At 41.0% G+C, this 22,066-nt stretch carries 21 protein-coding genes and 1 other annotated feature; of the genes, 6 read left to right on the top strand and 15 right to left on the bottom strand.

Going from position 1 to position 22,066, the window contains the following annotated elements:
* Nucleotides 1–43: 43 nt before the first annotated feature.
* Nucleotides 44–1,870: a sensor domain-containing diguanylate cyclase gene (locus tag AC623_RS14965; RefSeq protein ID WP_053104154.1), complete on the bottom strand. Its 1,827-nt coding sequence runs from the start codon at nt 1,868–1,870 to the stop codon at nt 44–46.
* A gap of 422 nt (nt 1,871–2,292) precedes the next feature.
* On the opposite strand from AC623_RS14965, the gene rpsD reads away from it, so the two are divergent.
* Entirely contained in the window at nt 2,293–2,895 is a 603-nt protein-coding gene (rpsD, locus tag AC623_RS14970) for a 30S ribosomal protein S4 (protein WP_049663797.1), read from the top strand.
* Between the two features lie 274 nt (nt 2,896–3,169).
* On the top strand, nt 3,170–3,619 hold the full coding sequence (locus AC623_RS14975) for a hypothetical protein (RefSeq protein ID WP_049663799.1): 450 nt from the start codon (nt 3,170–3,172) through the stop codon (nt 3,617–3,619).
* A 513-nt stretch (nt 3,620–4,132) separates the two neighbouring features.
* Here AC623_RS14975 and AC623_RS14980 read toward each other — a convergent pair.
* The 6 genes from AC623_RS14980 to acsA all read right to left on the bottom strand — a co-directional run bounded on the left by AC623_RS14980 (nt 4,133) and on the right by acsA (nt 11,824).
* Nucleotides 4,133–4,951, bottom strand: a complete 819-nt coding sequence (locus tag AC623_RS14980) for a hypothetical protein (RefSeq protein WP_049663801.1) — start codon at nt 4,949–4,951, stop codon at nt 4,133–4,135.
* Nucleotides 4,952–4,966: 15 nt separating this feature from the next.
* Nucleotides 4,967–7,402, bottom strand: coding sequence for a heavy metal translocating P-type ATPase (locus tag AC623_RS14985; RefSeq protein WP_049663802.1), 2,436 nt, complete (start codon nt 7,400–7,402; stop codon nt 4,967–4,969).
* A gap of 286 nt (nt 7,403–7,688) precedes the next feature.
* Nucleotides 7,689–7,895, bottom strand: a complete 207-nt coding sequence (gene copZ / locus AC623_RS14990) for a copper chaperone CopZ (protein ID WP_049663804.1) — start codon at nt 7,893–7,895, stop codon at nt 7,689–7,691.
* A 16-nt stretch (nt 7,896–7,911) separates the two neighbouring features.
* Nucleotides 7,912–8,250 carry a metal-sensitive transcriptional regulator gene (locus tag AC623_RS14995; protein ID WP_049663807.1) on the bottom strand — a complete coding sequence of 113 codons (339 nt, stop codon included), beginning with the start codon at nt 8,248–8,250 and terminating at the stop codon, nt 7,912–7,914.
* A 205-nt stretch (nt 8,251–8,455) separates the two neighbouring features.
* Nucleotides 8,456–9,718 (bottom strand): tyrosine--tRNA ligase, encoded by a 1,263-nt coding sequence (tyrS, locus tag AC623_RS15000; protein WP_049663808.1) that lies wholly within the window; start codon nt 9,716–9,718, stop codon nt 8,456–8,458.
* 57 nt (nt 9,719–9,775) lie between these two features.
* Nucleotides 9,776–9,987 (bottom strand) — a binding site (T-box leader).
* A gap of 118 nt (nt 9,988–10,105) precedes the next feature.
* A complete protein-coding gene (acsA, locus tag AC623_RS15005) occupies nt 10,106–11,824 on the bottom strand; it encodes an acetate--CoA ligase (protein WP_049663810.1) in 1,719 nt (572 codons plus the stop codon).
* A 201-nt stretch (nt 11,825–12,025) separates the two neighbouring features.
* Here acsA and AC623_RS15010 point away from each other — a divergent pair, with 201 nt between their 5' ends.
* The 4 genes from AC623_RS15010 to AC623_RS21560 are packed head-to-tail and all read left to right on the top strand — an operon-like array spanning nt 12,026 to nt 14,707.
* The gene (locus AC623_RS15010; RefSeq protein WP_049663811.1) at nt 12,026–12,658 is read left to right on the top strand and encodes a GNAT family N-acetyltransferase; all 633 of its coding nucleotides are present in this window, start codon (nt 12,026–12,028) and stop codon (nt 12,656–12,658) included.
* Between the two features lie 17 nt (nt 12,659–12,675).
* Entirely contained in the window at nt 12,676–13,323 is a 648-nt protein-coding gene (locus AC623_RS15015; protein ID WP_049663812.1) for an acetoin utilization AcuB family protein, read from the top strand.
* Nucleotides 13,293–14,480 (top strand): acetoin utilization protein AcuC, encoded by a 1,188-nt coding sequence (locus AC623_RS15020; RefSeq protein WP_269429922.1) that lies wholly within the window; start codon nt 13,293–13,295, stop codon nt 14,478–14,480. The genes AC623_RS15015 and AC623_RS15020 overlap by 31 nt, the downstream gene beginning before the upstream one ends.
* Before the next feature lie 53 nt (nt 14,481–14,533).
* Entirely contained in the window at nt 14,534–14,707 is a 174-nt protein-coding gene (locus AC623_RS21560; protein ID WP_156187054.1) for a hypothetical protein, read from the top strand.
* Here AC623_RS21560 and motS read toward each other — a convergent pair.
* The 8 genes from motS to murC all read right to left on the bottom strand — a co-directional run bounded on the left by motS (nt 14,695) and on the right by murC (nt 22,034).
* Nucleotides 14,695–15,417, bottom strand: a complete 723-nt coding sequence (gene motS / locus AC623_RS15025) for a flagellar motor protein MotS (RefSeq protein ID WP_049663815.1) — start codon at nt 15,415–15,417, stop codon at nt 14,695–14,697. The genes AC623_RS21560 and motS overlap by 13 nt on opposite strands.
* Nucleotides 15,414–16,223 carry a flagellar motor protein MotP gene (gene motP, locus AC623_RS15030; RefSeq protein WP_049663816.1) on the bottom strand — a complete coding sequence of 270 codons (810 nt, stop codon included), beginning with the start codon at nt 16,221–16,223 and terminating at the stop codon, nt 15,414–15,416. Before motP ends, motS begins: the two co-directional genes overlap by 4 nt.
* Before the next feature lie 151 nt (nt 16,224–16,374).
* On the bottom strand, nt 16,375–17,370 hold the full coding sequence (gene ccpA / locus AC623_RS15035; RefSeq protein WP_049663818.1) for a catabolite control protein A: 996 nt from the start codon (nt 17,368–17,370) through the stop codon (nt 16,375–16,377).
* Nucleotides 17,371–17,442: 72 nt separating this feature from the next.
* The gene (locus AC623_RS15040; RefSeq protein ID WP_049663821.1) at nt 17,443–18,519 is read right to left on the bottom strand and encodes a bifunctional 3-deoxy-7-phosphoheptulonate synthase/chorismate mutase; all 1,077 of its coding nucleotides are present in this window, start codon (nt 18,517–18,519) and stop codon (nt 17,443–17,445) included.
* 269 nt (nt 18,520–18,788) lie between these two features.
* The gene (gene ytxJ / locus AC623_RS15045) at nt 18,789–19,115 is read right to left on the bottom strand and encodes a bacillithiol system redox-active protein YtxJ (protein WP_049663823.1); all 327 of its coding nucleotides are present in this window, start codon (nt 19,113–19,115) and stop codon (nt 18,789–18,791) included.
* A gap of 64 nt (nt 19,116–19,179) precedes the next feature.
* Nucleotides 19,180–19,887 (bottom strand): YtxH domain-containing protein, encoded by a 708-nt coding sequence (locus AC623_RS22365; protein WP_442853539.1) that lies wholly within the window; start codon nt 19,885–19,887, stop codon nt 19,180–19,182.
* An 18-nt stretch (nt 19,888–19,905) separates the two neighbouring features.
* Nucleotides 19,906–20,397 (bottom strand): DUF948 domain-containing protein, encoded by a 492-nt coding sequence (locus AC623_RS15055; protein ID WP_049663825.1) that lies wholly within the window; start codon nt 20,395–20,397, stop codon nt 19,906–19,908.
* A gap of 332 nt (nt 20,398–20,729) precedes the next feature.
* Nucleotides 20,730–22,034, bottom strand: a complete 1,305-nt coding sequence (gene murC, locus AC623_RS15060) for a UDP-N-acetylmuramate--L-alanine ligase (protein WP_049663827.1) — start codon at nt 22,032–22,034, stop codon at nt 20,730–20,732.
* Between the last annotated feature and the right edge of the window lie 32 nt (nt 22,035–22,066).

The following is a 22,066-nucleotide window of genomic DNA, read 5'->3' on the forward strand; positions in this document are numbered from 1 at the left end:
CTAGTTTTAAAAGCAAAAAGAGCTGATGAACACTCAGCTCTTTTTACACACAACAATGACTAATAATGCTTTTATTCTTCCCTGTCTTCTTCGCCTCGTATAGCGCCGTATCTGCATCGTTAAATAATTGCTTTTGAGAGGACGGATTCTTCCTTGACCAACAGGACAATCCGCAAGAAATGGTAACCGAAGGCTTTGTACTTACTGCTACTTTGCGTATAATGTTCTTAGCCGTTAGGGCCCCCTCTTCTATAGAACAGTTTGGTAAATAGATGGCTAGTTCTTCTCCTCCCCAGCGAGCCGCGACATCCTCTTCTCGAGTAGAATTCTTCATAATTCCCGCTATTTGAATCAAGATTTCATCACCCGTCTGATGTCCGTATGTGTCATTTACTTTTTTAAAATTATCAATATCCATTAATAAAAAGACACCTTTTTCGTCTTTCTCAAGCGATTTCTGAAGACATTGATCTAAGTAATTTCTCGAGTACAGCTTGGTCAAATGATCGGTTATAACCATCTTCTCTAATTTTTCTCTTAACATAGCATTTGCCAAAGCAAGCGTGGAATGATGGATAAGCGACTGCAAGAGCTTGTACATTTCAAAAGTAAAACTATAGGGCTCTTTTTTCAGCACAACGCAAAAGCCTCTAAGCTCATCTCCTTGCTCCATCGGCACAGCCATCATCGCGTGAAAAGTTAAACAGATGTTGTCCAATTTATTCGCTAATTCACCAATAAAAAAAGCCTCTTTCTCTTTTCTCAGCTTCTCAGAAACGAAATGAATCAATTCCTTTCCTTCTCGTTCATAGAAAAAAGGACTACTGCCCGACATCGTTTCAGTTTTCGTTTCGTTTAGAAAGATAAAGCCGACTGCACCGGCATGGAAAGAGCGAATAATTTGCGAGTGTAAGAAGTTAGTAACATCTGAAAAACGCAAACTTGAATTTAACTTGTGGGAGGCATCATTGATTAGCTGTAAATCTGCATTTAGCTGTCTTGACTGATCATAAAGCATGACCTTTTCGATCGCACCCCCACCTGCATCGGCGAGCATGCGAATAAACTCTTTTTTAGTTTCAGGAATGCCACGCTCCCTCAACAGCGTTACTTTCAAAACGCCGTATACTCCTTGTTTACCTATCAAGGGAGCATATAGAACGCTAGATGCCTCATCAACCTGAATGGTGCCAGTCGTATACGAAACCATGCCTGCTTCACTTACTTCATCAAAATTAAAGTGACTGACCGGCAGATCTGTATACGTCCCCTCCATAGCCATAAGAAAATGATAAGAGCAAGAAGGGAAAATTTTCTTCAGAGTGAATATAATTTCTCTTAATACAAACTCAACATCTGTGGAAGAGTGAAGTTTTCCTGTTACATTAAATAATTCCTTATATCTTGCCACTCTTCCTTCCATCTCGTAAACATAATTTGCCCAGTCAATAAGCCGGCTGCTTTCCTCAGCAAAAAATAACAGATCCTCTTCTGTAAGGTTGATCATGACATTTTTATCTGCCTGTAAAAATAAATATGTTTCTTTATTTTCACCAAAACCCGTTAACCGAAATCCTATATTATAAGGTCCGGGTATTGGCCAGTCATGTTCCTCCCCTTCTAAGAGAAGATATGGCTGTGTAAAAGCTTGTCTTAACGCTTCTTGATCTTTAGAGGTATTATTTAATACTGCCTCCGGATTGATTACAGGGAATATTTGTAACTGTTCAGTACAGAATTGTCTGCCTACAAGACAGAGCCACTTCTCTTGAAAATTCTCCATATTAAAAGTATCCTGAAAAGCGGACATCAAGTCATATAGCAATGCTTTCCAGCTTATCGCCCACTTACTTTCATAACGCTGATTCATGTAGTGATCACCTGCCATTCTAATTGCACAAAACAGCTGTCTTCCCTTTTCTTACTATTTCAAAGAGTTATCTATTATTGCAAATTTAAATACTTAAAGAACAATGCTGGCAACTAATAATAGGATAATTATACCACAATACCTAAGCCAAAAGACTTAATAAATTTATTATTTTTCTTATATTGTAATCCTTTCTTGACAGAACTGCCAGTCAATTATATACTAGCATTTGTGTAAAATAATGCAGCCTATGTGAACACCTTCATACGTTCATTTTGTTCCTTTGCCTTTTATGGCAAATGGTGTATCGCGTAACCCTCTGCTGCTGGGGCGATGGTACATGAAAATAAAATGGCTTGATTGCTGTCTCACACGGTTTTTATTTTACAACAAAATAAAAACATTAAAGGAGGAGCTATATTATGGCTCGCTATACTGGCCCAAGCTGGAAAATTTCCCGCCGTCTTGGAATCTCTCTAAGCGGAACTGGTAAAGAATTAGAAAAACGCCCTTATGCACCTGGACAACACGGTCCAAACCAACGTAAAAAATTGTCTGAATACGGACTTCAATTACAAGAGAAGCAAAAGCTTCGTCATATGTACGGTGTAAATGAGCGCCAATTTAAAAACTTATTCGTAAAAGCTGGTAAAATGAAAGGCGTTTACGGCGAAAACTTCATGATCCTTCTTGAATGCCGCCTAGACAACCTTGTTTACCGTCTTGGCCTAGCTCGTACTCGCCGCCAAGCACGTCAGCTTGTTAACCATGGTCATGTTCTTGTTGATGGAAAGCGCGTAGACATCCCATCTTACCAAGTAAAACCTGGTCAAACAATCTCTGTTCGTGAAAAGTCTAGAAACCTTGCTATCGTTAAAGAATCAATTGAAGTAAACAACTTCGTACCTGATTATTTAACATTTGATGCAGACAAGCTAGAAGGTACATTCACTCGCCTTCCAGAGCGTTCTGAACTTCCAGCTGAAATCAATGAAGCGCTTATCGTAGAGTTCTACTCTCGTTAATAATCTGGGTAGTAAACCTGGTTATGAAAAACCTGCAAAACGTTGTTATATCAATGTTTTGCAGGTTTTTTCTTTTCTTTGTATTTTTATTCCATCTCCCAATCATGCTATAATGATGCGACAACCTTCTTTCCTCATTAAAACTCCTTTTTCATATTTTTAACTCCGGAGCTTCCCAACAATATAGAAAATTAAATATCGATAAACTTTTCCCTATTCCCACTTTAAAACTCCCGGCATAAACTGTTCTAAAGCACGTAAGGAGGTATCAACTTTGCAACCTTCTCAGAACACTCAGCTAAGTTTGCCATCCCCGTCTCAGTGGGGGATCGACGCCACAGTAGGTGAAAGACCTATCGTTTCAGGTGCACTCATCATTAACTCTGTTGCCGGTAATCAGGTAAACGGAACCATTAATTTTCGCGGCACCTATATTCCAATTAGGGGATATTGGAATGAAAGAACCAAACAAATAAGATTTGATTCACCCTATGCCGCGTATTCTGGTCAATTATCTATATTTGATAATCCCTCTATTGGAGTTCGACAGTTTGTTTTAAATGGAATGCTTATAATGAAGCCTCCCTCTTTACAAGCAGGCGAGTATGGAACTTGGATTGCTACAACTAACACGGCTCTCACTGGTCCTCCTATGAGCACTTCTACCTTGCCGCCTGTTGGGGCCTTTTTAACATCAGATTATCTTTATGGGCCTGAACGTTAAACAGAAAGTGTTTCTATCTAAAAGTATCCTAGCATATGTGTTATTTCTCCTTTTGTTAGTTGCTCCCTGGGCAGAGCTCAAAACAAAAACTTAACTTACGAGTAACTGATATGTACTAAATAAACCTAAACGAGCGAGTGCCCAATTTGGCACTCGCTTGTTTAGGTTTCTAGTCTCTTTTTTCAGTTAACCCTTCCTGAAAAACACGCCCTAAAAGGGGGTGCCATCAACAAACTAGAAAGATGTAAAATCAATGGAAAAAATGAGTAATTTAATTCAGTCGATAAGTCCCTTTCAACTGTCACCTGATCAGCTAAAGTCTCTTTTCAAAGTACGCCCGCATTATTTACGAGATCTTTATGAAGAAATATGGAAATATAGAAACTTATCTTATACAGGCGTGTAAAATTCCAGAAAGCAGTTTACTTAAGCTAAATATCCGTTTGCTTGAATAGCAAATAAAATAAGGATGTGACAGGAAATTTCCTGTCACATCCTTTGTCTGCCTCGAGACTAATTAATTTTTATAACGTAAGGATACACTTGGACTTTCCCACCTTGTTTAAATTCAGCCCATACTTTGTAAATTCCAGGCTGTTCAAATTGTGTTTCAAATACAGGAGCTTCTCCTTCTAAGGGATGAACATGAAGGTAATTTTCAGCCTGTTCATCTAAAATGACCACATGCCCCATGGCTCCTAAATACGGTTCAATTTTTTCCTCGTCAAGATCAAATGTTAAGGTAACAGGCGTCCCAGCAGTATGGGCGCTCATATTCATTTTGACCGTTTCATTGCCTACTGTCTTCGTCAAATCTTTGTCTGGAATTACAGTATGTGCATGGTCATGAGAGGATGGAGCTCCTATAACTATTTCCAACGGTAAAACATGATAGGATAACTTTTTAGGCTTTATATCCACAAAAGCCTTATACGTCCCTTTCTTTAATTCTTGTTCTACTTGGAACTTTCCTGCTCCTATTCTTTGAGGATGTAAATGCCAGTACTGCTCTAGTCCTTCATCTACCACAATCAAGTGCAGAAGCTTTTCATGATTGACTTCAAGGTCGTCAACCGGATTTCCTTTTTGATCCTGAAGCATGATCGTTATATGTTTGTTCTCGTATTCAATACTCGCCGTTACATCACTTTTAACAGGTGGCACTTTTTCATGATGATCATGTGCAGCTTCCTTTGCCGCTTCGGGTTCGTTCTGTTGATGATACATTTCCGAAGACACCGATTTCCCTTTAGACGTTACATGATCGTATATCGTATAGACACCTATCACTGAAGTCAGGTATAAAATAGCTGCTATTGCCCACTTCTTCATCGTTTCACCCCTTTTTTACCCACGATTCATTTCGTTTACTTTCACTCTTTGTAAACGCAAAGCATTTAACACAACGGACACTGAACTAAACGCCATTGCTGCTCCAGCGAGCCAAGGAGCCAAGAGCCCAAGAGCCGCTACAGGAATTCCCAACGTGTTGTATCCAAACGCCCAGAACAAATTTTGCTTAATGTTTCTAATCGTTTTTTTGCTCATCATGATGGCATCCGCGATACTGTTCAAGTCGCCTCGCATCAGCGTAATATCTGCCGCTTCCATCGCTACATCTGTTCCCGTGCCGATCGCCATGCCAATATCAGCTATCGCTAATGCTGGTGCATCATTGATTCCATCTCCCACCATCGCCACGCGTTTCCCTTGCTGCTGCAATTTCTTGACTTGCTCCGCTTTTCCTTCTGGCAACACTTCAGCGATCGCTGCATCAATCCCCACTTCATTGGCAATCGCTTGAGCTGTTCTTCTGTTATCACCTGTTATCATGATGACTTCAAGACCAAGATCCTTTAATCGCTTAATAGCCTCTTTTGATGTTTCTTTGACAGTATCGGCCACCGCTATAATTCCCGCATACAGTCCATCAATCGCCACAAGCATAGCTGTTTTTCCGTTTTTTTCGAGCTGCTCCATCTGATCTTCAGCCGCTCCGATGTTAATTTGAAACTTTGCCATTAATCTTCTTGTGCCAATTAATATCTCTTTATTTTCTACTTTTGCTTTAATGCCAAAGCCCGGTATTGCTTCAAATTCCTTGATATCCAAAAGTGAAATATTTCTTTCTTTTATGCCTTGGACAATTGCTTCTGCTAATGGGTGTTCCGATTGTTTCTCAGCTGAACCGACTAATTGGGCAAAGACTTCTTCCTCTATATCCCCTTCAATGATGATGTCTGTTAAAACAGGTTTGCCATTTGTTACTGTACCCGTCTTATCTAAAACAACAGTTGTAATTTGATGAGTCATTTCAAGATGTTCGCCGCCCTTGAATAAAACACCATATTCTGCCGCCCGGCCTGAACCAGCCATGATAGAAGTTGGGGTGGCTAACCCTAAAGCACATGGACAAGCAATGACTAGTACAGCAATCAGTTTCTCTAAAGCGACAGCAAATTCGCCCGGACTTACCCATACGTACCAAATGAAAAATACGATAACGGCAATGCTCACTACAATCGGGACAAATATACCTGAGATATGATCCGCTAATCTTTGAATAGGAGCTTTTGAACCTTGTGCCTCTTCAACGACTTTAATGATTTGCGCTAAAGCTGTATCTCTGCCGACTTTTGTGGCTTTTATCTTTAGAAAACCATTTTTATTAATCGTTGCGCCAATAACATGATCCCCTGCCGTTTTATCGACTGGGACACTTTCTCCTGTAAGCATAGACTCATCAAGTGCAGAACGTCCCTCTATGATTTCTCCATCCACTGGTATCTTTTCTCCAGGTTTTACGTAAATCACATCGCCAACGACTACTTCGTCCAATGATATTTCTATCTCTGATCCATCTCTTAGCACCGTGGCTGTTTTCGCCTGCAAGCCCATTAATTTTTTGATGGCTTCTGAAGAACGGCCTTTTGCACGGGCTTCAAATAATTTTCCTAGGATAATCAAAGTAATTAACACAGCACTCGTTTCGAAATATAACTCCGGCATATGATGATTCGAACCGATAGAGAGGATCGCTAAATATAAACTGTAAAAATAAGCGGCCGATGTTCCTAAAGCGACTAATACATCCATATTGGCACTTTTATTTTTTAGTGCTTTATAGGCCCCTACATAAAATTGTTTGCCGATGATGAATTGGACAGGTGTAGCAAGAGCCAGTTGAACCCAAGGATTCATAAACATATCCGGCAGCCAGATAAAAGAAGTGAATTCAAAATGGCTAACCATCGCCCATAAAAGAGGAGCAGATAAAATGAAAGAAAAAATAAACTTTCCTTTTTGTTTTTCGATTTCCTTCTCCCGATAATCAGAGCTTTCGTTCATTTCATCCTGTTTGACTTTTGCTTCATAGCCAATCTTCTCAACACGATTCATCATCTCTTGAATACTCACCTGTGAAGGATTGTATTCCACTGTGGCTGTTTCCAAAGCTAAATTAACCGTTGCATTGTTCACGCCCTCTAATTTATTTAAGCCCTTCTCTATTCTTGTTGCGCAGGCTGCACATGTCATGCCAATTAAGTCAAACTCCGCTTTTTCCGACACAACATCGTATCCTAAATCTTTCACTTTCTTTTCGAAGTCCAAGACATTTGTAACAGAGGGATCAAACTTCACTGTCGCCTTTTCAAGAGCTAAATTGACTGTCGCTTCATTAACTCCTTCTAATTTGTTAAGACCTTTTTCTATCCTGGTTGCACAGGCTGCACATGTCATACCGGCAATAGGCATTTGCACTTCTTTTTGTTCTGAACGCATTGCACTTCCCCCTTGAAAGCTTTTTACTGACTGAAAGACAACTATCATTATTGATTAAACGGTCTTATCTGGTTCCTTAGCAAACCTGTTATATCATCATCACTTAATATGCAGCGAAATATTAAACTCATTGACCGATGCATTAGAATTTTATGGTGACTGTTCATACCATTATACTATACCCCCCTAACCTATGTGTCAATCATATTAAGTTTTTAAATATACTTTTGCCTTTACAGTAGGGACCTCTACAAAAAGAATGGATGTGCTTAGCACATCCATTCTTTTATTCAACGTCATATCCTTGATCGTCAATCGTCTCTTTAATTTTATCTAAGCTTACTTTGCCTGCGTCATATTGCACTTGCACTTCCCCATTTTCTAATGCTACTTTTACGCTATCAACTCCTGGTAATTCACCAACACTTCCTTCAACCGCTTTAATACAATGACCGCATGACATTCCGCTTACTTTTAATGTGATTGTCTCCATGTGATTCCCTCCGATATTATTTTTTCATTAACTTTTGTACTGTTACTAATACTTCATCGAGAACTTCAAGGTCGCCTTCTTGAATTCTTTCGAGAACACAACTTTTCATATGCCCTTCTAAAAGAATTTTTGCTACGCTATTGAGGGCTGACTGTGTAGCTGCGATTTGCGTAATTACATCATCACAATACGTATCTTTTTCAATTAACCCTTTAATCCCCCGAATTTGCCCTTCAATTCGATTTAAACGAGTCGTTAAGTTCTTCTTGACCTTGTCAGAATGGTGGCTCTTTCGGTCAGAACTAACGGAACCACAATGCTCAGTTTCTATCAACTCTTCGTTTTCATTATTCATAGGATGACCTCCTCACCATTAATATACAATACCCCCCTATTGTATGTAAAGAGATTTTGATTTTTAAAAAATACAAGTGTAAAATGACAACTTAACTAAAAGAGGAACTGTCTTTGTATTATATAGTTCTCTTGCTTACTTTATTTTACTCTCGTTAATAAGAAAGAGGAAGTTCCCTCACTAGTTGGAACTTCCTCTTTTTTACTTACTTGTATTTAATTAAGTAGTATTTCTTCTTGCCGCGACGGATGATCGTAAATTCGTCTTCCATTTTATCTTTTTGAGATAAGACGTAAGCTGTATCGGTTACTTTATCACCGTTAATAGAGATGGCACCGTTTTGAACATCCTCACGTGCTTGGCGTTTGGAGGAAGAAATGCCGGCTGCTACAAGCAAATCTACTAGACCAGCTTCTTCTCCACTTTCCTGCTCAAACGATGGCACATCCTTGAAGCCTTGTTTAATTTCTAAAGCCGTCAAGCTCTTAACATCACCGCTGAACAAAGCAGCGGTGATTTTCTGCGCTTGCTCTAGTGCTTCACTTCCGTGGATTAAGCGAGTCATTTCTTCAGCTAGCGCTTTTTGTGCTTTACGCAAATGCGGCTCTTCTTTAACAGCTGTTTCAAGCTCTTCAATTTCTGCTGGCGATAAGAAGGTAAAGATTTTTAAATATTTTACGACATCGGCATCAGCTGTGTTAATCCAGAATTGATAAAACTCGTATGGCGATGTTTTTTCCGGATCAAGCCAAATGGCGCCGCTTTCCGTTTTACCAAACTTCGTGCCGTCTGCTTTCGTAACGAGTGGAATTGTTAAGCCGTATGCTTTGTCGCCCTCTGGCTTCATTTTGCGAATTAACTCTAATCCTGTTGTAATGTTCCCCCATTGGTCACTGCCGCCGATTTGCATTTTACAATTGTGATGTTCATATAAATGCAGAAAATCCATCGCCTGTAAAATGGTATACGTAAACTCTGTGAAAGAGATACCTGTATCTAGTCTAGATGCGATCGTGTCTTTAGCAAGCATATAGTTTACACCAATATGCTTTCCGAAATCACGCAAAAATGTCACGATGTCCATGGACCCTGCCCAGTCATAGTTATTGACAAGCTTGGCGCCGTTTTCTCCTTCAAAGGTAAAAATTTGTTCAAGCTGCTTTTTAATGCAAGTCACATTATGTTGAACCATTTCAAGCGTCTGCAGTTTTCTTTCTTCCTTCTTGCCGCTTGGATCCCCAATTAGACCAGTAGCTCCACCGACAAGCACAATCGGACGGTGCCCATTATTTTGGAAACGGCGCAATGTTAAAAATGGCAGTAAATGGCCAATGTGCATACTATCAGCTGTTGGATCTACTCCACAATAAAGAGAGATCTTTTCTTTTTCTAACAGTTCTTTAATGCCCTCTTCATCTGTTTGTTGGTAAATAATGCCTCTCCATTGCAATTCTTCTAATAAATTCATGTGTCGTCTTCCTTTCTTTCCTGCATTTTTGCAAAAATAAAAACGCCCCTGCACTGCTGCAGGGACGCTATTAAGCGCGGTACCACCCAAGCTTGAGAATCTATTTCTCCACTTCATTTCGATAACGGTTCTTCCGTTTGCTGCTACAAATAACGTTCACAGCAAAAGCTCCAGGAGGTAATTCATTCAACTATTTGTACCGATTCCCACCAACCATCGGCTCTCTTCAACAGGGATAGCGAACTACTAGATCCTTTCATAGCTTGCGTATGTAAATGTATAGGTTCTATTTAAACAAAGCCATCTAAAAAAGTCAAACCTGTTTTCAAAAAAATCGGCTTTGAAACGTTTAATGAATAGTTTCAAAGCCGATATCGTTGACTATTATTAATCCTCCATTGTAGACAAGTCACCTGTAGGAAGATCAAGCTCCCACGCTTTTAAAACGCGGCGCATGATTTTTCCACTGCGTGTCTTTGGCAGTTTGTCACGGAATTCAATTTCACGAGGCGCTGCATGAGCAGCTAGTCCTGTTTTTACAAACTGGCGGATTTCTTCTTTTAATTCATCCGTTGGTTCATATCCTTCCTGGAGAGCAACAAATGCCTTAATAATTTCTCCACGAACAGGATCCGGCTTGCCAATAACGCCCGCTTCTGTAATAGCCGGGTGTTCAATTAACTTACTCTCAACCTCAAACGGACCTACCCGTTCGCCCGCTGTCATAATGACATCATCTACGCGGCCTTGGAACCAGAAGTAGCCATCTTCATCCATATAAGCAGAGTCTCCGGATACGTACCAATCCCCTGGCATAAAGTAAGATTCATATTTTTCTGGATTGTTCCAAATCGCCACCATCATAGACGGCCAGCCTTTTTTAATAGCGAGATTGCCCATCCGATTTGGAGGAAGCTCATTTCCGTGATCATCTACAATAGCTGCCTTCACTCCTGGGACTGGCTTGCCCATGGAGCCTGGACGAATGTCCATAGACGGGTAGTTACAAATCACAAGGGCACCTGTTTCTGTCATCCACCATGTATCATGAATGCGGCGGTTAAATACTTTCGCACCCCAGCGGATCACTTCCGGATTAAGCGGTTCTCCCACACTAACAATATGACGAAGGGAGCTTAAATCAAATTTCTTTACAATCTCATCCCCAGCTCCCATCAGCATACGAAACGCAGTTGGAGCACTGTACCAAACGGTAATCTTGTAATCTTCGATTGTTTGATACCAAGTTTCCGGCTTAAAGCGGCCTCCCACAATGACATTTGTTGTTCCTGTCAGCCACGGACCGAAAATCCCGTAAGATGTCCCTGTTACCCAGCCTGGATCAGCTGTGCACCAATAAATATCATCTTCCTGCAGGTCTAACACCCATTTAGCTGTCATGTATTGCTGAACCATCGCTCGGTGAACGTGCAGAACGCCTTTCGGTTTGCCTGTTGATCCAGATGTGTAATGAAGAATCATGCCGTCATCTAAATCCATCCATTCAATATCAAACGAAGCATCGGCTTCTTTTATTTTTTCATTAAAATCTATATATTTTTCACCAGCCGGTACGTTATCGCCGACGACAAAAATCTTTTCTAAATCGGGTAAATCGTTAACAGGCACACGGTCAAGCAGTTCAGGGGTGGTTACGAGCACTTTCGCACTGCTGTCTTCTAAACGGTCACGAACGGCTCCTTCCATGAAAGCTTCAAAGAGTGGACCAACAATGGCTCCGGCTTTGATTGTACCAAGTACAGTGAAATATAACTCTGGTGAACGTGGCATAAATACGAAAACACGATCTCCCTTTTCCACTCCACCTGCTGTCTTCAATACATTAGCTGCCTTGTTCGTATATTCTTTCATTTCTGCGAACGTATACTTTTCATTCCTGTCAGCATCTCTGTAGTAGAGCGCGACTTTCTCTTTAAGATTGGACTCTGCATGACGATCAATTGCCTCGTAAGCGATATTGATCTTCCCAGTTTCAGACCAAGAAAATTTCTCCTCAGCCTCTTTCCAATCGAATGAAGCATACAACTCATCGTAATCTTTTAAATTATAATTTCCTTCTTGCACCGTTAGAGTTTCCAATTTCATAAGACCGTTTCCCCCCTATGTAAGAATACACCACCATTATATCTCAATTTTCCATTTTTCACAATTTTGAAACAAAAAGTTATCTATTTATCTACTATTCGTCATTTTAAGAGCAGACAATTACGAAAATTTAGTGAAAACGCTTTGCAAAAGGTAAAATCAGGTATAATACAGGTATGGAATGATGAAGGCGGTGACTTGATGAAGCACAGAAAAGAGTATCATTCACAAGAAGTAACCATGGCAGAGGGCAAAATCATGATTGAAGGACCAGTTTCTGCAGAAGCATTAGCTGCTATGACCTTTCATGAAGGGCTGATTGCTTTTCGCCAGCCTAAACAGCAGCATCAGGCGCTTATAGAAATTGCTAAACTTCCGGAAGGGCGTATTATAATTGCCCGCAATGATGACGTTATTGTCGGTTATGTAACCTACCTCTATCCTGATCCACTGGAAAGATGGTCGGAAGCTAACCTTGATAACTTGATTGAACTAGGAGCGGTCGAGGTTGCTCCTCCTTACCGTGGTGCGCAGCTCGGCAAAAATATGATTCAGCTGTCGATGCTTGATGAAATGATGGAGCACTACATTATTATTACAACCGAATACTATTGGCACTGGGATCTGAAAGGGACTGGATTGAATGTTTGGGAGTATAGAAAAATAATGGAAAAAATGATGAATGCCGGCGGCTTGGTATGGTATGCAACAGATGATCCTGAAATCAGTTCACATCCTGCAAATTGCTTAATGGTACGGATCGGGAAATATGCGGATCAAACGGCAATAGAGCGGTTTGATCAAGTTCGCTTCATGAATCGCTTTATGTATTAACCAAGGGGGATGGATAAATGATAGTCGAACAAATTATGCAGCAGACAGTCTATACATTGTCTCCGGACGATAAGATTGGTACAGCGCTGCAATTATTCAGGGATAAAAAGATCCGTCATGTGCCAATTGTAGATGAAAAAGGGGCACTCGTCGGCATTGTAACGGATCGTGATGTGAAAGACTCCACACCGTCTATTTTAAAAAAGGATTTAAGTGAAGAAGAGCTAAATAAACCACTCTCTTTAATTATGCAAAGAGATGTTGTGACCGGTCATCCGCTTGATTTTGTGGAAGATATTGCTGCCGTCTTCTATGAATATAACATTGGCTGCATGCCGATTGTTCAAGGAGGAGAAATCGTCGGCATTGTAACAGAAACAGATGTGCTCCATACGTTTGTTGAGCTGACTGGCGCCAATCAACCTGGCTCCCGTATCGAAATTAAGCTGCCTAATAAACCAGGCGAACTGTTTGATGTAGTAAGCATTCTTAATAAGCGGCGGGCAAATATTCATAGCGTATTGGTGTATCCGGATAAAGAAGATGAGAATTCGAAAATTGTTGTATTCCGTGTACGAATGATGAATCCAATTGGTGTAATTGACGATTTAAAGAAGGAAGGGCACGATGTGCTATGGCCAAATATGCCGGGCATGCCTTCATGAAAAAAGAAGCAGTATTCGTTTATTCGGATCAGCTGCTTTCCTACAAATTTTCCGAAAATCATCCCTTTAATCAATTCCGGCTTACCTTAACCCTCGACTTGCTAAGAAAAATAGATAAAATTCAAGAAAGTGATATCGTTCCTCCCCGTATCGCAACAAAAGAAGAATTACAGCTTATCCATGATGCTGCCTACGTAGAGGCTGTTCAAAAAGCCGGCAGAGGCGAGCTGTCTCTTGATATAGCGGAAGGATATGGCTTAGGGACAGAAGATACACCAATGTTTGAGGGCATGCATGAAGCCAGCGCTCTTCTTGTCGGGGGCACCTTAACAGCTGCCGATTGGGTCATGCAAGAAAAAGCTGCTCATGCCCTGCATTTAGGGGGTGGACTCCATCACGGTTTCCGGGGGAAAGCATCGGGTTTTTGCATCTACAATGACAGTTCCGTCGCCATTAAATATTTGCAGGAAAAGTATCATGCCCGTGTTTTATACATTGATACAGATGCTCATCATGGCGACGGCGTCCAATGGTCTTTTTACGACGATCCCGATGTGTGCACACTATCTATCCATGAAACTGGCCGTTACTTGTTCCCAGGCACAGGAAATGTAAACGAACGCGGACAAGGCAAGGGCTATGGTTTTTCTTTTAACCTTCCCTTAGATGCGTTTACGGAAGATGAGTCATGGCTTGAGGCTTATGAAACCTCTATATGGGAAGTAGCCGACTTTTTTAAACCTGATGTGATCTTAACGCAAAATGGAGCGGATGCTCACTTCTATGACCCACTTACCCATTTATCGGCCTCCATGAACATTTATAAGCGTATCCCCGAAGTTGCTCATCAAGTCGCTCATCAATATTGTGACGGACGCTGGATCGCTGTCGGCGGAGGCGGCTATGACATATGGAGGGTCGTTCCACGGGCCTGGGCATATATTTGGCTAGCGATGACTAGACACTCAGATGTATCGGGTCCCCTGCCAAAAGCGTGGCTTGAACAATGGCAGCCTAAATCACCGGTACAGCTTCCTGCTGAGTGGAACGATCCTCCAGGCGCCTATCCTGCTATCCCTCGAAAACCAGAAATCGAGGAGAAAAATCGGCTAACCTTGAAAAAAATGCTTTATCCGCTTCGCCAACAAAAAAAATAAGCATCATCCTCAGCCATGCCCTCTTATAGTGAATCGGGGGGAAGATAGGCAAAATGCTAAAACTCACTCATCCGTCGATTTGGTCTTTTACTTTTGGCCATCACCGATGCTGGATCTACGGAATAAAAATTCAACCTGTCTATTTAAAAACAACAAAAACGCTTGAAGCGATTCAAGCGTTTTTGTTTGCTGATGATAGGCTAGTGTCATTCGCTCATTCTTTATAAGTTGGATCAGAGATGACAATCTGTACCCGACGATTCTTTTGCATATTTTCTTCATTCGTATTAGGAACGAGCGGCCGTGTGTCCCCGTAGCCGACAGCGATGAACCGTTCAGAATCAAGACCATTATTATCAATAAAAAATCGAATAACACTGCTTGCCCGCGCGCTCGAAAGTTCCCAGTTAGATGGATAGATCGAGTTTTTAATCGGCCGATTATCTGTATGTCCTTCTACTTTTACAAGGTTAGGGATGTTCTTTAGAAGCTTCCCTGTTTTCTCGAGAAAAGGATAAGCCTCCTGCAAAATAACGGCGTCTCCTGTGCCGAAAACAATTTGCTCCTGCAGGACAAGTACAACTCCCTGTTCATTCCTAATCGCTGCAGCCGTGTCTTCAAGTCCGTTCTCTTTTAAGTATTTCTTCACTTCTCTCGCAAGCTTATCAAGTGACTGTTCATTGAGATCGGCTTCTTTCTTATTCATCTCTTCAGATGGATATTCTCCGGGCACAATCGAATCATTTGTTTGAAAGATAGCTTGCTCATTAAACGACTGAGCAATTGATTTAAATTTAATTATATCAATTTGCGACATAGAGAAGAGTAAGATAAAAAATACTAAGACGAGTGTGACAAGGTCAGAAAACGTCACCATCCATTTTGGGGCCCCTTTTTGCTCCGGTCGTTTGCGAGAGGGACGGCGACGACTAATCATAGCTCTGCCGCCTCACCTGTAGTCAACGCGCTCACTGTCTTTCCTTCACTTCCAGCTAAAAACGCCTGCAATTTCTCTTGAAGAATCTTAGGATTTTGCCCCGATTGTACGCCTACGACTCCTTCGATAATGATTTCACGGAAGAATATTTCTTTTTCCGTTCTTAGTTCCAGCTTTGCAGCCATCGGTAAAAAAACAAGATTAGCAAGCAATGAACCATAAAGTGTAGTGATCAAAGCTACGGCCATATTAGGACCGAGGGAAGTAGGATCATCCAAGTTTTTCAACATAAGCACGAGCCCAATTAAGGTGCCGATCATTCCCCAGGCCGGTGCATAATCCCCGGCTTTTTCCAGCATACTTCTTTTCTTTCGATGGCGTTCTTCTAAAGCAAGAATTTCAGCGTTCATAATATCTACGAGCATATCCTGCTCGATGCCGTCAATCGCCAGCAACATGCCTTTTCTCAAAAAGGGATTCTCTTCTTTTTCCAATTCTTTTTCAAGTGTTAACAGCCCTTCACGACGAGCTTTCTCAGACAGTTCTACGAATCGTTGAATGAGTGCTTCTAAATCGAGCTCTTCTTCACGAAACGCTTGTTTTGCAACGGTAAACAGATGCTTTATTTCACTCAATGGAAAGTTAATTAACAAACCAGCAGTAAGTCCGCCAAGAACGATTAAAATCGATGGCAAATGAATAAATGACGTAAAGCTGCTTAAGCCCCCGCTCGTTAAAACGGCAAATGCTAGTAAGGTAATCCCCAGAAGGATGCCAATTGGTGTCAATGCATCAAATTTTTTCATTGGTTCTCCCCTATCCCCTATTACAACTGCATTTTCTCTCTCTATTTATAGTTAGTTGGTGATTTTCACTGCAGGCGGACGCTTTCCGACGCCATGAACTAGTGAAAAACCAACTCTTTCTCTTTAACAGAAACTGTTATTGAAAAAATTCTTATTTCGTTGATCCTCTTGTTTCAATGCGGTGAGGCAGAACAACAATTGGACTTTCTACTTCTTCTTTATTCATATATTTTGTTAAGAGCCTCATGGCAACTGCTCCAATATCATACAATGGCTGCACAACAGACGTTAGCTGCGGGCGAACCATTAAAGCAAGCTTTGTGCTTTCAAAGCTAATTACTTCTAGTTCCTCAGGGATTTTCACACCGCTATCCTGGGCACCATGAATAACACCAAGTGCCATTTCATCTCCGTTGGCGAAGACGGCTGTCGGTTTGACAGAAGCCGTTTCTAGCTTGTGCCAAGCTTCTATTCCAGATTCATACGTGTAATCACCGTCCACCACTAACTCCTCTGTCAGCGACAGGTTAGCGGCAGCGAGTCCTTCTTTGTAGCCCTCTAACACATATTGGCTGATCGTATCATCAAGTGGCCCATCAATAAAGGCAATATGTTTATGGCCTTTTTCTGTTAGTGAGTTCACCACATCAACGGCTGCTTCCCGATAGTCAATATTGACGGACGGTATTTTTCCTGTCGGCTCTAGGGACCCTGCCAATACAACAGGAACAGGAGAACGTTCGAACTCTTCTACATGCTCCTGTGTAATCCGGCTGCCCATAAAGACGAGTCCATCTACTTGTTTACCGAGCATCGTGTGAATTAAGCGGATTTCTTTATCCTTATTTTGATCAGAGTTACTTAAGATAATATTGTACTTATACATTGTAGCGATATCTTCAATTCCTCTAGCAAGCTCTGCATAGAAGATGTTTGAAATATCCGGAATGATTACGCCAACTGTTGTTGTTTTCTTACTCGCTAGTCCACGAGCAACCGCATTTGGACGATATCCGAGTCGCTCAATTACTTCTAGAACTTTTTTTCGGGTCGCTGGCTTTACATTCGGGTTTCCATTTACCACCCGGGACACCGTAGCCATGGAGACACTCGCTTCCCTTGCTACATCATAAATTGTTACATTCATTTTTATATCTTCTCCTTCATATTAGCTTTTATCTCTATCTTAACAAAAAAAACTCCTGTGAATACACAGGAGTTACGCTTTTACAGGAATACTTTGAAGAACTTCTTTATAAAATTCATCAAATTGTTGCAAATTCATTTGCTGAGCAGAGTCAGAAAGCGCTACTGCCGGATCTGGATGAACTTCTGCCATTACTCCATCTGCTCCAATAGCTAATGCTGCTTTTGCTGTTGGAATCAATAAATCACGACGTCCTGTTGAATGTGTCACATCTACGAAAACAGGCAAGTGAGTTTCCTGCTTCAAGATTGGCACCGCCGAGATATCAAGCGTGTTCCGTGTCGCACGCTCGTATGTGCGGATACCACGCTCACAAAGCATAATTTGGTCATTACCACGAGAAATGATGTATTCAGCTGCATTGATGAATTCTTCAATCGTAGCAGCAAGACCCCGCTTCAGCAATACTGGTTTTTTCACACTTCCAGCTGCTTTTAACAATTCAAAATTCTGCATGTTGCGGGCTCCGATTTGGATCACATCAATGTATTCGCAAGCTACTTCAATATCAGCTGGGTTAACAATCTCACTGACAACGGCAAGATTGTATTCATCTGCTACTCTCTTTAAGATTTTCAATCCTTCTAAACCAAGACCTTGGAAATCGTAAGGAGAAGTACGCGGCTTAAATGCCCCACCGCGGATTAATTTTAACCCTTTATCTTTAATGGCTTGTGCCACCTCAGCTACTTGTTCATATGATTCTACAGCACATGGTCCGAACACGAATGTCGGTGAACCATCTCCAACTCTCTCGCCGCGAATCTCTACGATTGTGTCCTCAGGCTTCTTCTTACGTGAAACGAGAAGTGCCTTTCGATGGTCATCTTGTTGCAATTCCAAGCCTGCTTTAAAAATTTCTTTAAACAAATGCTCAATTGTTGAATTTTCGAATGGACCGCTATTGCTTTCAACAATCTTATTCAGCATCGCTCTTTCGCGGACAGGATCATAACGGTTGACACCCTGTTTCTCTTTCACTCTTCCAATTTCCTGAACAAGTGTAGCTCGCTCGCTAATAAGGCTTAGCAATTCCGTATTTATTTCATCAACACGTTGTCTTAACTGGTCTAGTTCCTGGTTACTCACAATTATCATCCTTCCGCTCTAATATATTATCCACAATTCCCTCTAATCAGCTGCTATGTTTCCCCGTTTAAGCTTCACTCTTTCGCCGGCTGAAAAAATAAAGCAAGAGAAAAATAATCATTTTTAATGTTAGGGATTATTATAAAACAAACATTCTGAAATGTCACGAATATTTTTCTTTAATTATTAGACGCTTTTAAGCGTTAAAGTAAAAAAGTGAGTAAAACGTTTAAAAAGAGGGGTTTTCCCCTCTTTCTAAACGCCTTATTTTATTTTTGGGAACTTACTTGTTCTAATTGCTCCTTTGTAATTTTCCAGTGGGATTCATTCCAGATAGGCTGCCCCTTTTCGAACAAAAATGCTTGTGGGGACTGGTGAATAATATTATACTCCCCTGCTATGTAATTAGACAGCTCTCTTGAATCCTGAACAGCTAGGTAATACCCTCTTTCTTCAGGGTGCTCATGTAAAAAGGCCTGATATTCATTAAAAGCGCTCGAGCTTACCGGGCAAGTTGTACTATGCTTTAGAAAAAAGAAACGCTTGTTTTCTTCGACCAATCTTTCAAAATCAGCAATTAAGTCTACTTTTTCCATAAAAGTCACCTTCCCATTTAAAGTTTCATTAATAAAAAAAACAGCGGACAAGCCGCTGTTTTTTTTATTTGTTGTTCTTCTTATTATTTTGCTTGCCATTAGTTGAATTATTTTTATTTGAAAAATCATTATTGTTCTTAACAGCATTATTTGGCGCGTTATGGCCGCCGCCCTGTACCTTTTCATCTACACCTACATCTGCTGAATTAGCATAAACAGAAGGAGATGGCTTAGATGATTGATTAGAGGAGCCTGCTGAGCCTGATTGAGAGCTATTAGAAGATCCATTGGCTCCGTTGACACTCTTTTCTGTTTGATCAAATGCTTTTTTTGTTTCTTCTAACTTTTGAGTGACAGAATCTTTAACAGAGTCGGCTGTTTCTTTTGCCTTGTTCATCATATCATCTGTACTGCCATTGCCTGTTGGCATGACTGTTTTAACTTTATCCATTAAGACACCGGATTGTTCTTGAACAGATTGAGACAAAGTAGCTGTTTTGTCTTTCGCCGCTGTTGCAAGATTACTGCCTTTTTCCTTTGCCATTTCGGTCCATCCGCTAGCTCGTTCCTTCAACGTGCCAGCTTGAGAATTAAAGTCTTCGCGCAGTTCTTTTCCAGACTTCGGAGCCATGAATAACGCAGTGGCCGCACCAACAAGTCCACCGACAAGGGCACCGATTAAAAAGTCTTTCGTGTTCATCGTACCGTCATCATAGATGTTGCCTGATTCATAATTATCGTACTTTACGTTTGGCTTCTTCATTTGTCCCATATTCCTCTCTCCTTTTCCTTAATAGTTTGGCTGGCGAGTTACAGGTGAAGTTGACTCTGGGGCAGATAATTCTCTGGCATTCACCTTAGCCGACTGCTCTTCTTTTCCGTCTTTAAATTTTTCGACGAGTTGTTTAACAATATTCCCCCACTGTACTGCTTGAGAAATTTTATATTGATTTTTCTCCATTTGTGAGGCAACTGTTGTTGTTACTTTATTAATAGACTGGTTCAAGTTTTGAACTGTTGAACCAACATCTTTAATAGCATACACAACTGTATTTAACTGTTCTGTTTTATGCTGGACATCTTCAGCGAGGGCATTCGTCTTATGTAATAGCTCTGTTGTTTCCGCTGTGATTCCCTGCATTTGACCTTCCAATCTGTCTACTGTTCTGGAAAGACTGTCTAAAGTTTTGTCAACTGATTTTAAAGTTTTTGACAAGTTTAAAACAAGAATTAAAAAAGCAATCGCTGCTATGGCAGCACTCAAATACAAAATAATTACCACTATGCGACACCTCCTACAAAGTTCTTAATTACTATACACTAAAGTTACCCCACAAACAAAAGCTTAAACACTGATAACTTCTCTCAAACGTTATTTTTTCCTGCTTATTTGCTTAAAAAGCATAAAATGTTCACGGTTTAGCCACAGCTTTTTATTAGGCTCTATTAGACTTAGTTGTTCATTTTTGCTACAGGAGGCTGCGGAACATAGTCCTTCCGCTGCGATCAACTATTAAAAAAGAATCCCCCACCTTAACAAAGCCCTTTATTAAAAAGAAAAGCTGCCGGAAAATCCCGGCAGCTGACGAGAAAATGACAGCTGCCACCTTCTCATTATTGTTCATTCAAATACTTTTCATACGCAGACTGAAACTTTTGAATGTCTCCTGCCCCCATAAAGATTAAGACGCCATCTTTATGTTTAGAAAGGGAAGAAGTATCTCCTTCCTTAAGCAAAACAGAGCCAGGAACTCTTTTCTGTAGATCTTCAATCGTCAACTGACCTTGATGTTCACGTGCCGAACCGAAAATATCACACAAGTACACAGCATCTGCCCCACTCAGGCTTTCGGCAAAATCGTCTAAGAAGGTTTGCGTTCTTGAGAACGTATGTGGTTGGAAAATCACGACAATTTCTCTATCTTGATATTTTTGGCGTGCTGAATTAATGGTTGCTTTAATCTCCGTTGGATGATGAGCATAATCATCTATCAGCACTTGCGTTCCGATTGTTTTCTCTGAAAAGCGCCGCTTCACTCCTCCGAACGTAAGCAGTCTTTCTTTCACAATCTCCGTATCAATTTCTTCATATTGACAAAGCGCAATAACAGCCAGCGCATTTAAAATGTTATGATCACCGAATGTCGGAATTTTAAATGAAGCATAGAATGTATGGCGCACAAAAACATCAAATGTCGTGCCGCTTGAATCATGTTGGATATTGCGGGCTTGAAAATCATTTTCTTCCGCAAATCCATAAAAAACAACCGGTACTTTGGCATGGATTCGCTGTAAATGTTCATCGTCTCCACACGCAAAAATGCCTTTTTTCACTTTCAAGGCCATCTCCTGAAAAGCAGAGAATACGTCTTCCACATCAGAAAAGTAGTCCGGATGATCAAAGTCAATATTCGTCATAATGGCGTAGTCGGGAGCATAAGACAAGAAATGGCGGCGGTATTCACACGCTTCAAAGGGAAAATATTCCGCTTCCTTTTCTCCTTTGCCCGTACCGTCTCCAATAAGGAAAGAAGTTGGCTTTGCTCCGCTAATCACATGAGCGAGCAAGCCTGTCGTCGATGTTTTCCCGTGAGCACCCGTTACCGCAATACTTGTAAAGCTCTGCATAAAATCTCCAAGAAAGCGGTGATAACGGATCACAGGCAGTTGTAATTCGTTCGCTCGTTGAATCTCCTCATGATCATCTGGAAAAGCATTGCCAGCAATAACAGTCATGCCAGGCTGAATATTATCGGCCCGAAATGGCAGGATCGGAATGCCCGCTTCCTCCAGTGCTTTTTGAGTAAAAAATGATTTATCAACATCAGAACCTTGCACTTGTTCACCTTGATCATGAAGTACCTGTGCAAGGGCGCTCATTCCCGAGCCTTTAATTCCAACAAAGTGGTATGTTGTCATAATAGAACCTCCAGCATTCGTCTATCCGTAAG

Source organism: Bacillus sp. FJAT-27231, assembly GCF_001183975.1.
Lineage (GTDB): Bacteria > Bacillota > Bacilli > Bacillales > Domibacillaceae > Pseudobacillus > Pseudobacillus wudalianchiensis.

Excerpts from the sequence above, each read along its gene's own strand:
- AC623_RS14965 (WP_053104154.1), bottom strand. The coding sequence starts at position 1,870 with ATGAATCAGCGTTATGAAAGTAAGTGGGCGATAAGCTGGAAAGCATTG.
- rpsD (WP_049663797.1), top strand. The coding sequence starts at position 2,293 with ATGGCTCGCTATACTGGCCCAAGCTGGAAAATTTCCCGCCGTCTTGGA.
- AC623_RS14980 (WP_049663801.1), bottom strand. The coding sequence starts at position 4,951 with ATGAAGAAGTGGGCAATAGCAGCTATTTTATACCTGACTTCAGTGATA.
- AC623_RS14985 (WP_049663802.1), bottom strand. The coding sequence starts at position 7,402 with ATGCGTTCAGAACAAAAAGAAGTGCAAATGCCTATTGCCGGTATGACA.
- copZ (WP_049663804.1), bottom strand. The coding sequence starts at position 7,895 with ATGGAGACAATCACATTAAAAGTAAGCGGAATGTCATGCGGTCATTGT.
- AC623_RS14995 (WP_049663807.1), bottom strand. The coding sequence starts at position 8,250 with ATGAATAATGAAAACGAAGAGTTGATAGAAACTGAGCATTGTGGTTCC.
- tyrS (WP_049663808.1), bottom strand. The coding sequence starts at position 9,718 with ATGAATTTATTAGAAGAATTGCAATGGAGAGGCATTATTTACCAACAA.
- acsA (WP_049663810.1), bottom strand. The coding sequence starts at position 11,824 with ATGAAATTGGAAACTCTAACGGTGCAAGAAGGAAATTATAATTTAAAA.
- AC623_RS15010 (WP_049663811.1), top strand. The coding sequence starts at position 12,026 with ATGAAGCACAGAAAAGAGTATCATTCACAAGAAGTAACCATGGCAGAG.
- AC623_RS15015 (WP_049663812.1), top strand. The coding sequence starts at position 12,676 with ATGATAGTCGAACAAATTATGCAGCAGACAGTCTATACATTGTCTCCG.
- AC623_RS15020 (WP_269429922.1), top strand. The coding sequence starts at position 13,293 with ATGGCCAAATATGCCGGGCATGCCTTCATGAAAAAAGAAGCAGTATTC.
- AC623_RS21560 (WP_156187054.1), top strand. The coding sequence starts at position 14,534 with ATGCTAAAACTCACTCATCCGTCGATTTGGTCTTTTACTTTTGGCCAT.
- motS (WP_049663815.1), bottom strand. The coding sequence starts at position 15,417 with ATGATTAGTCGTCGCCGTCCCTCTCGCAAACGACCGGAGCAAAAAGGG.
- motP (WP_049663816.1), bottom strand. The coding sequence starts at position 16,223 with ATGAAAAAATTTGATGCATTGACACCAATTGGCATCCTTCTGGGGATT.
- ccpA (WP_049663818.1), bottom strand. The coding sequence starts at position 17,370 with ATGAATGTAACAATTTATGATGTAGCAAGGGAAGCGAGTGTCTCCATG.
- ytxJ (WP_049663823.1), bottom strand. The coding sequence starts at position 19,115 with ATGGAAAAAGTAGACTTAATTGCTGATTTTGAAAGATTGGTCGAAGAA.
- AC623_RS22365 (WP_442853539.1), bottom strand. The coding sequence starts at position 19,887 with ATGGGACAAATGAAGAAGCCAAACGTAAAGTACGATAATTATGAATCA.
- murC (WP_049663827.1), bottom strand. The coding sequence starts at position 22,034 with ATGACAACATACCACTTTGTTGGAATTAAAGGCTCGGGAATGAGCGCC.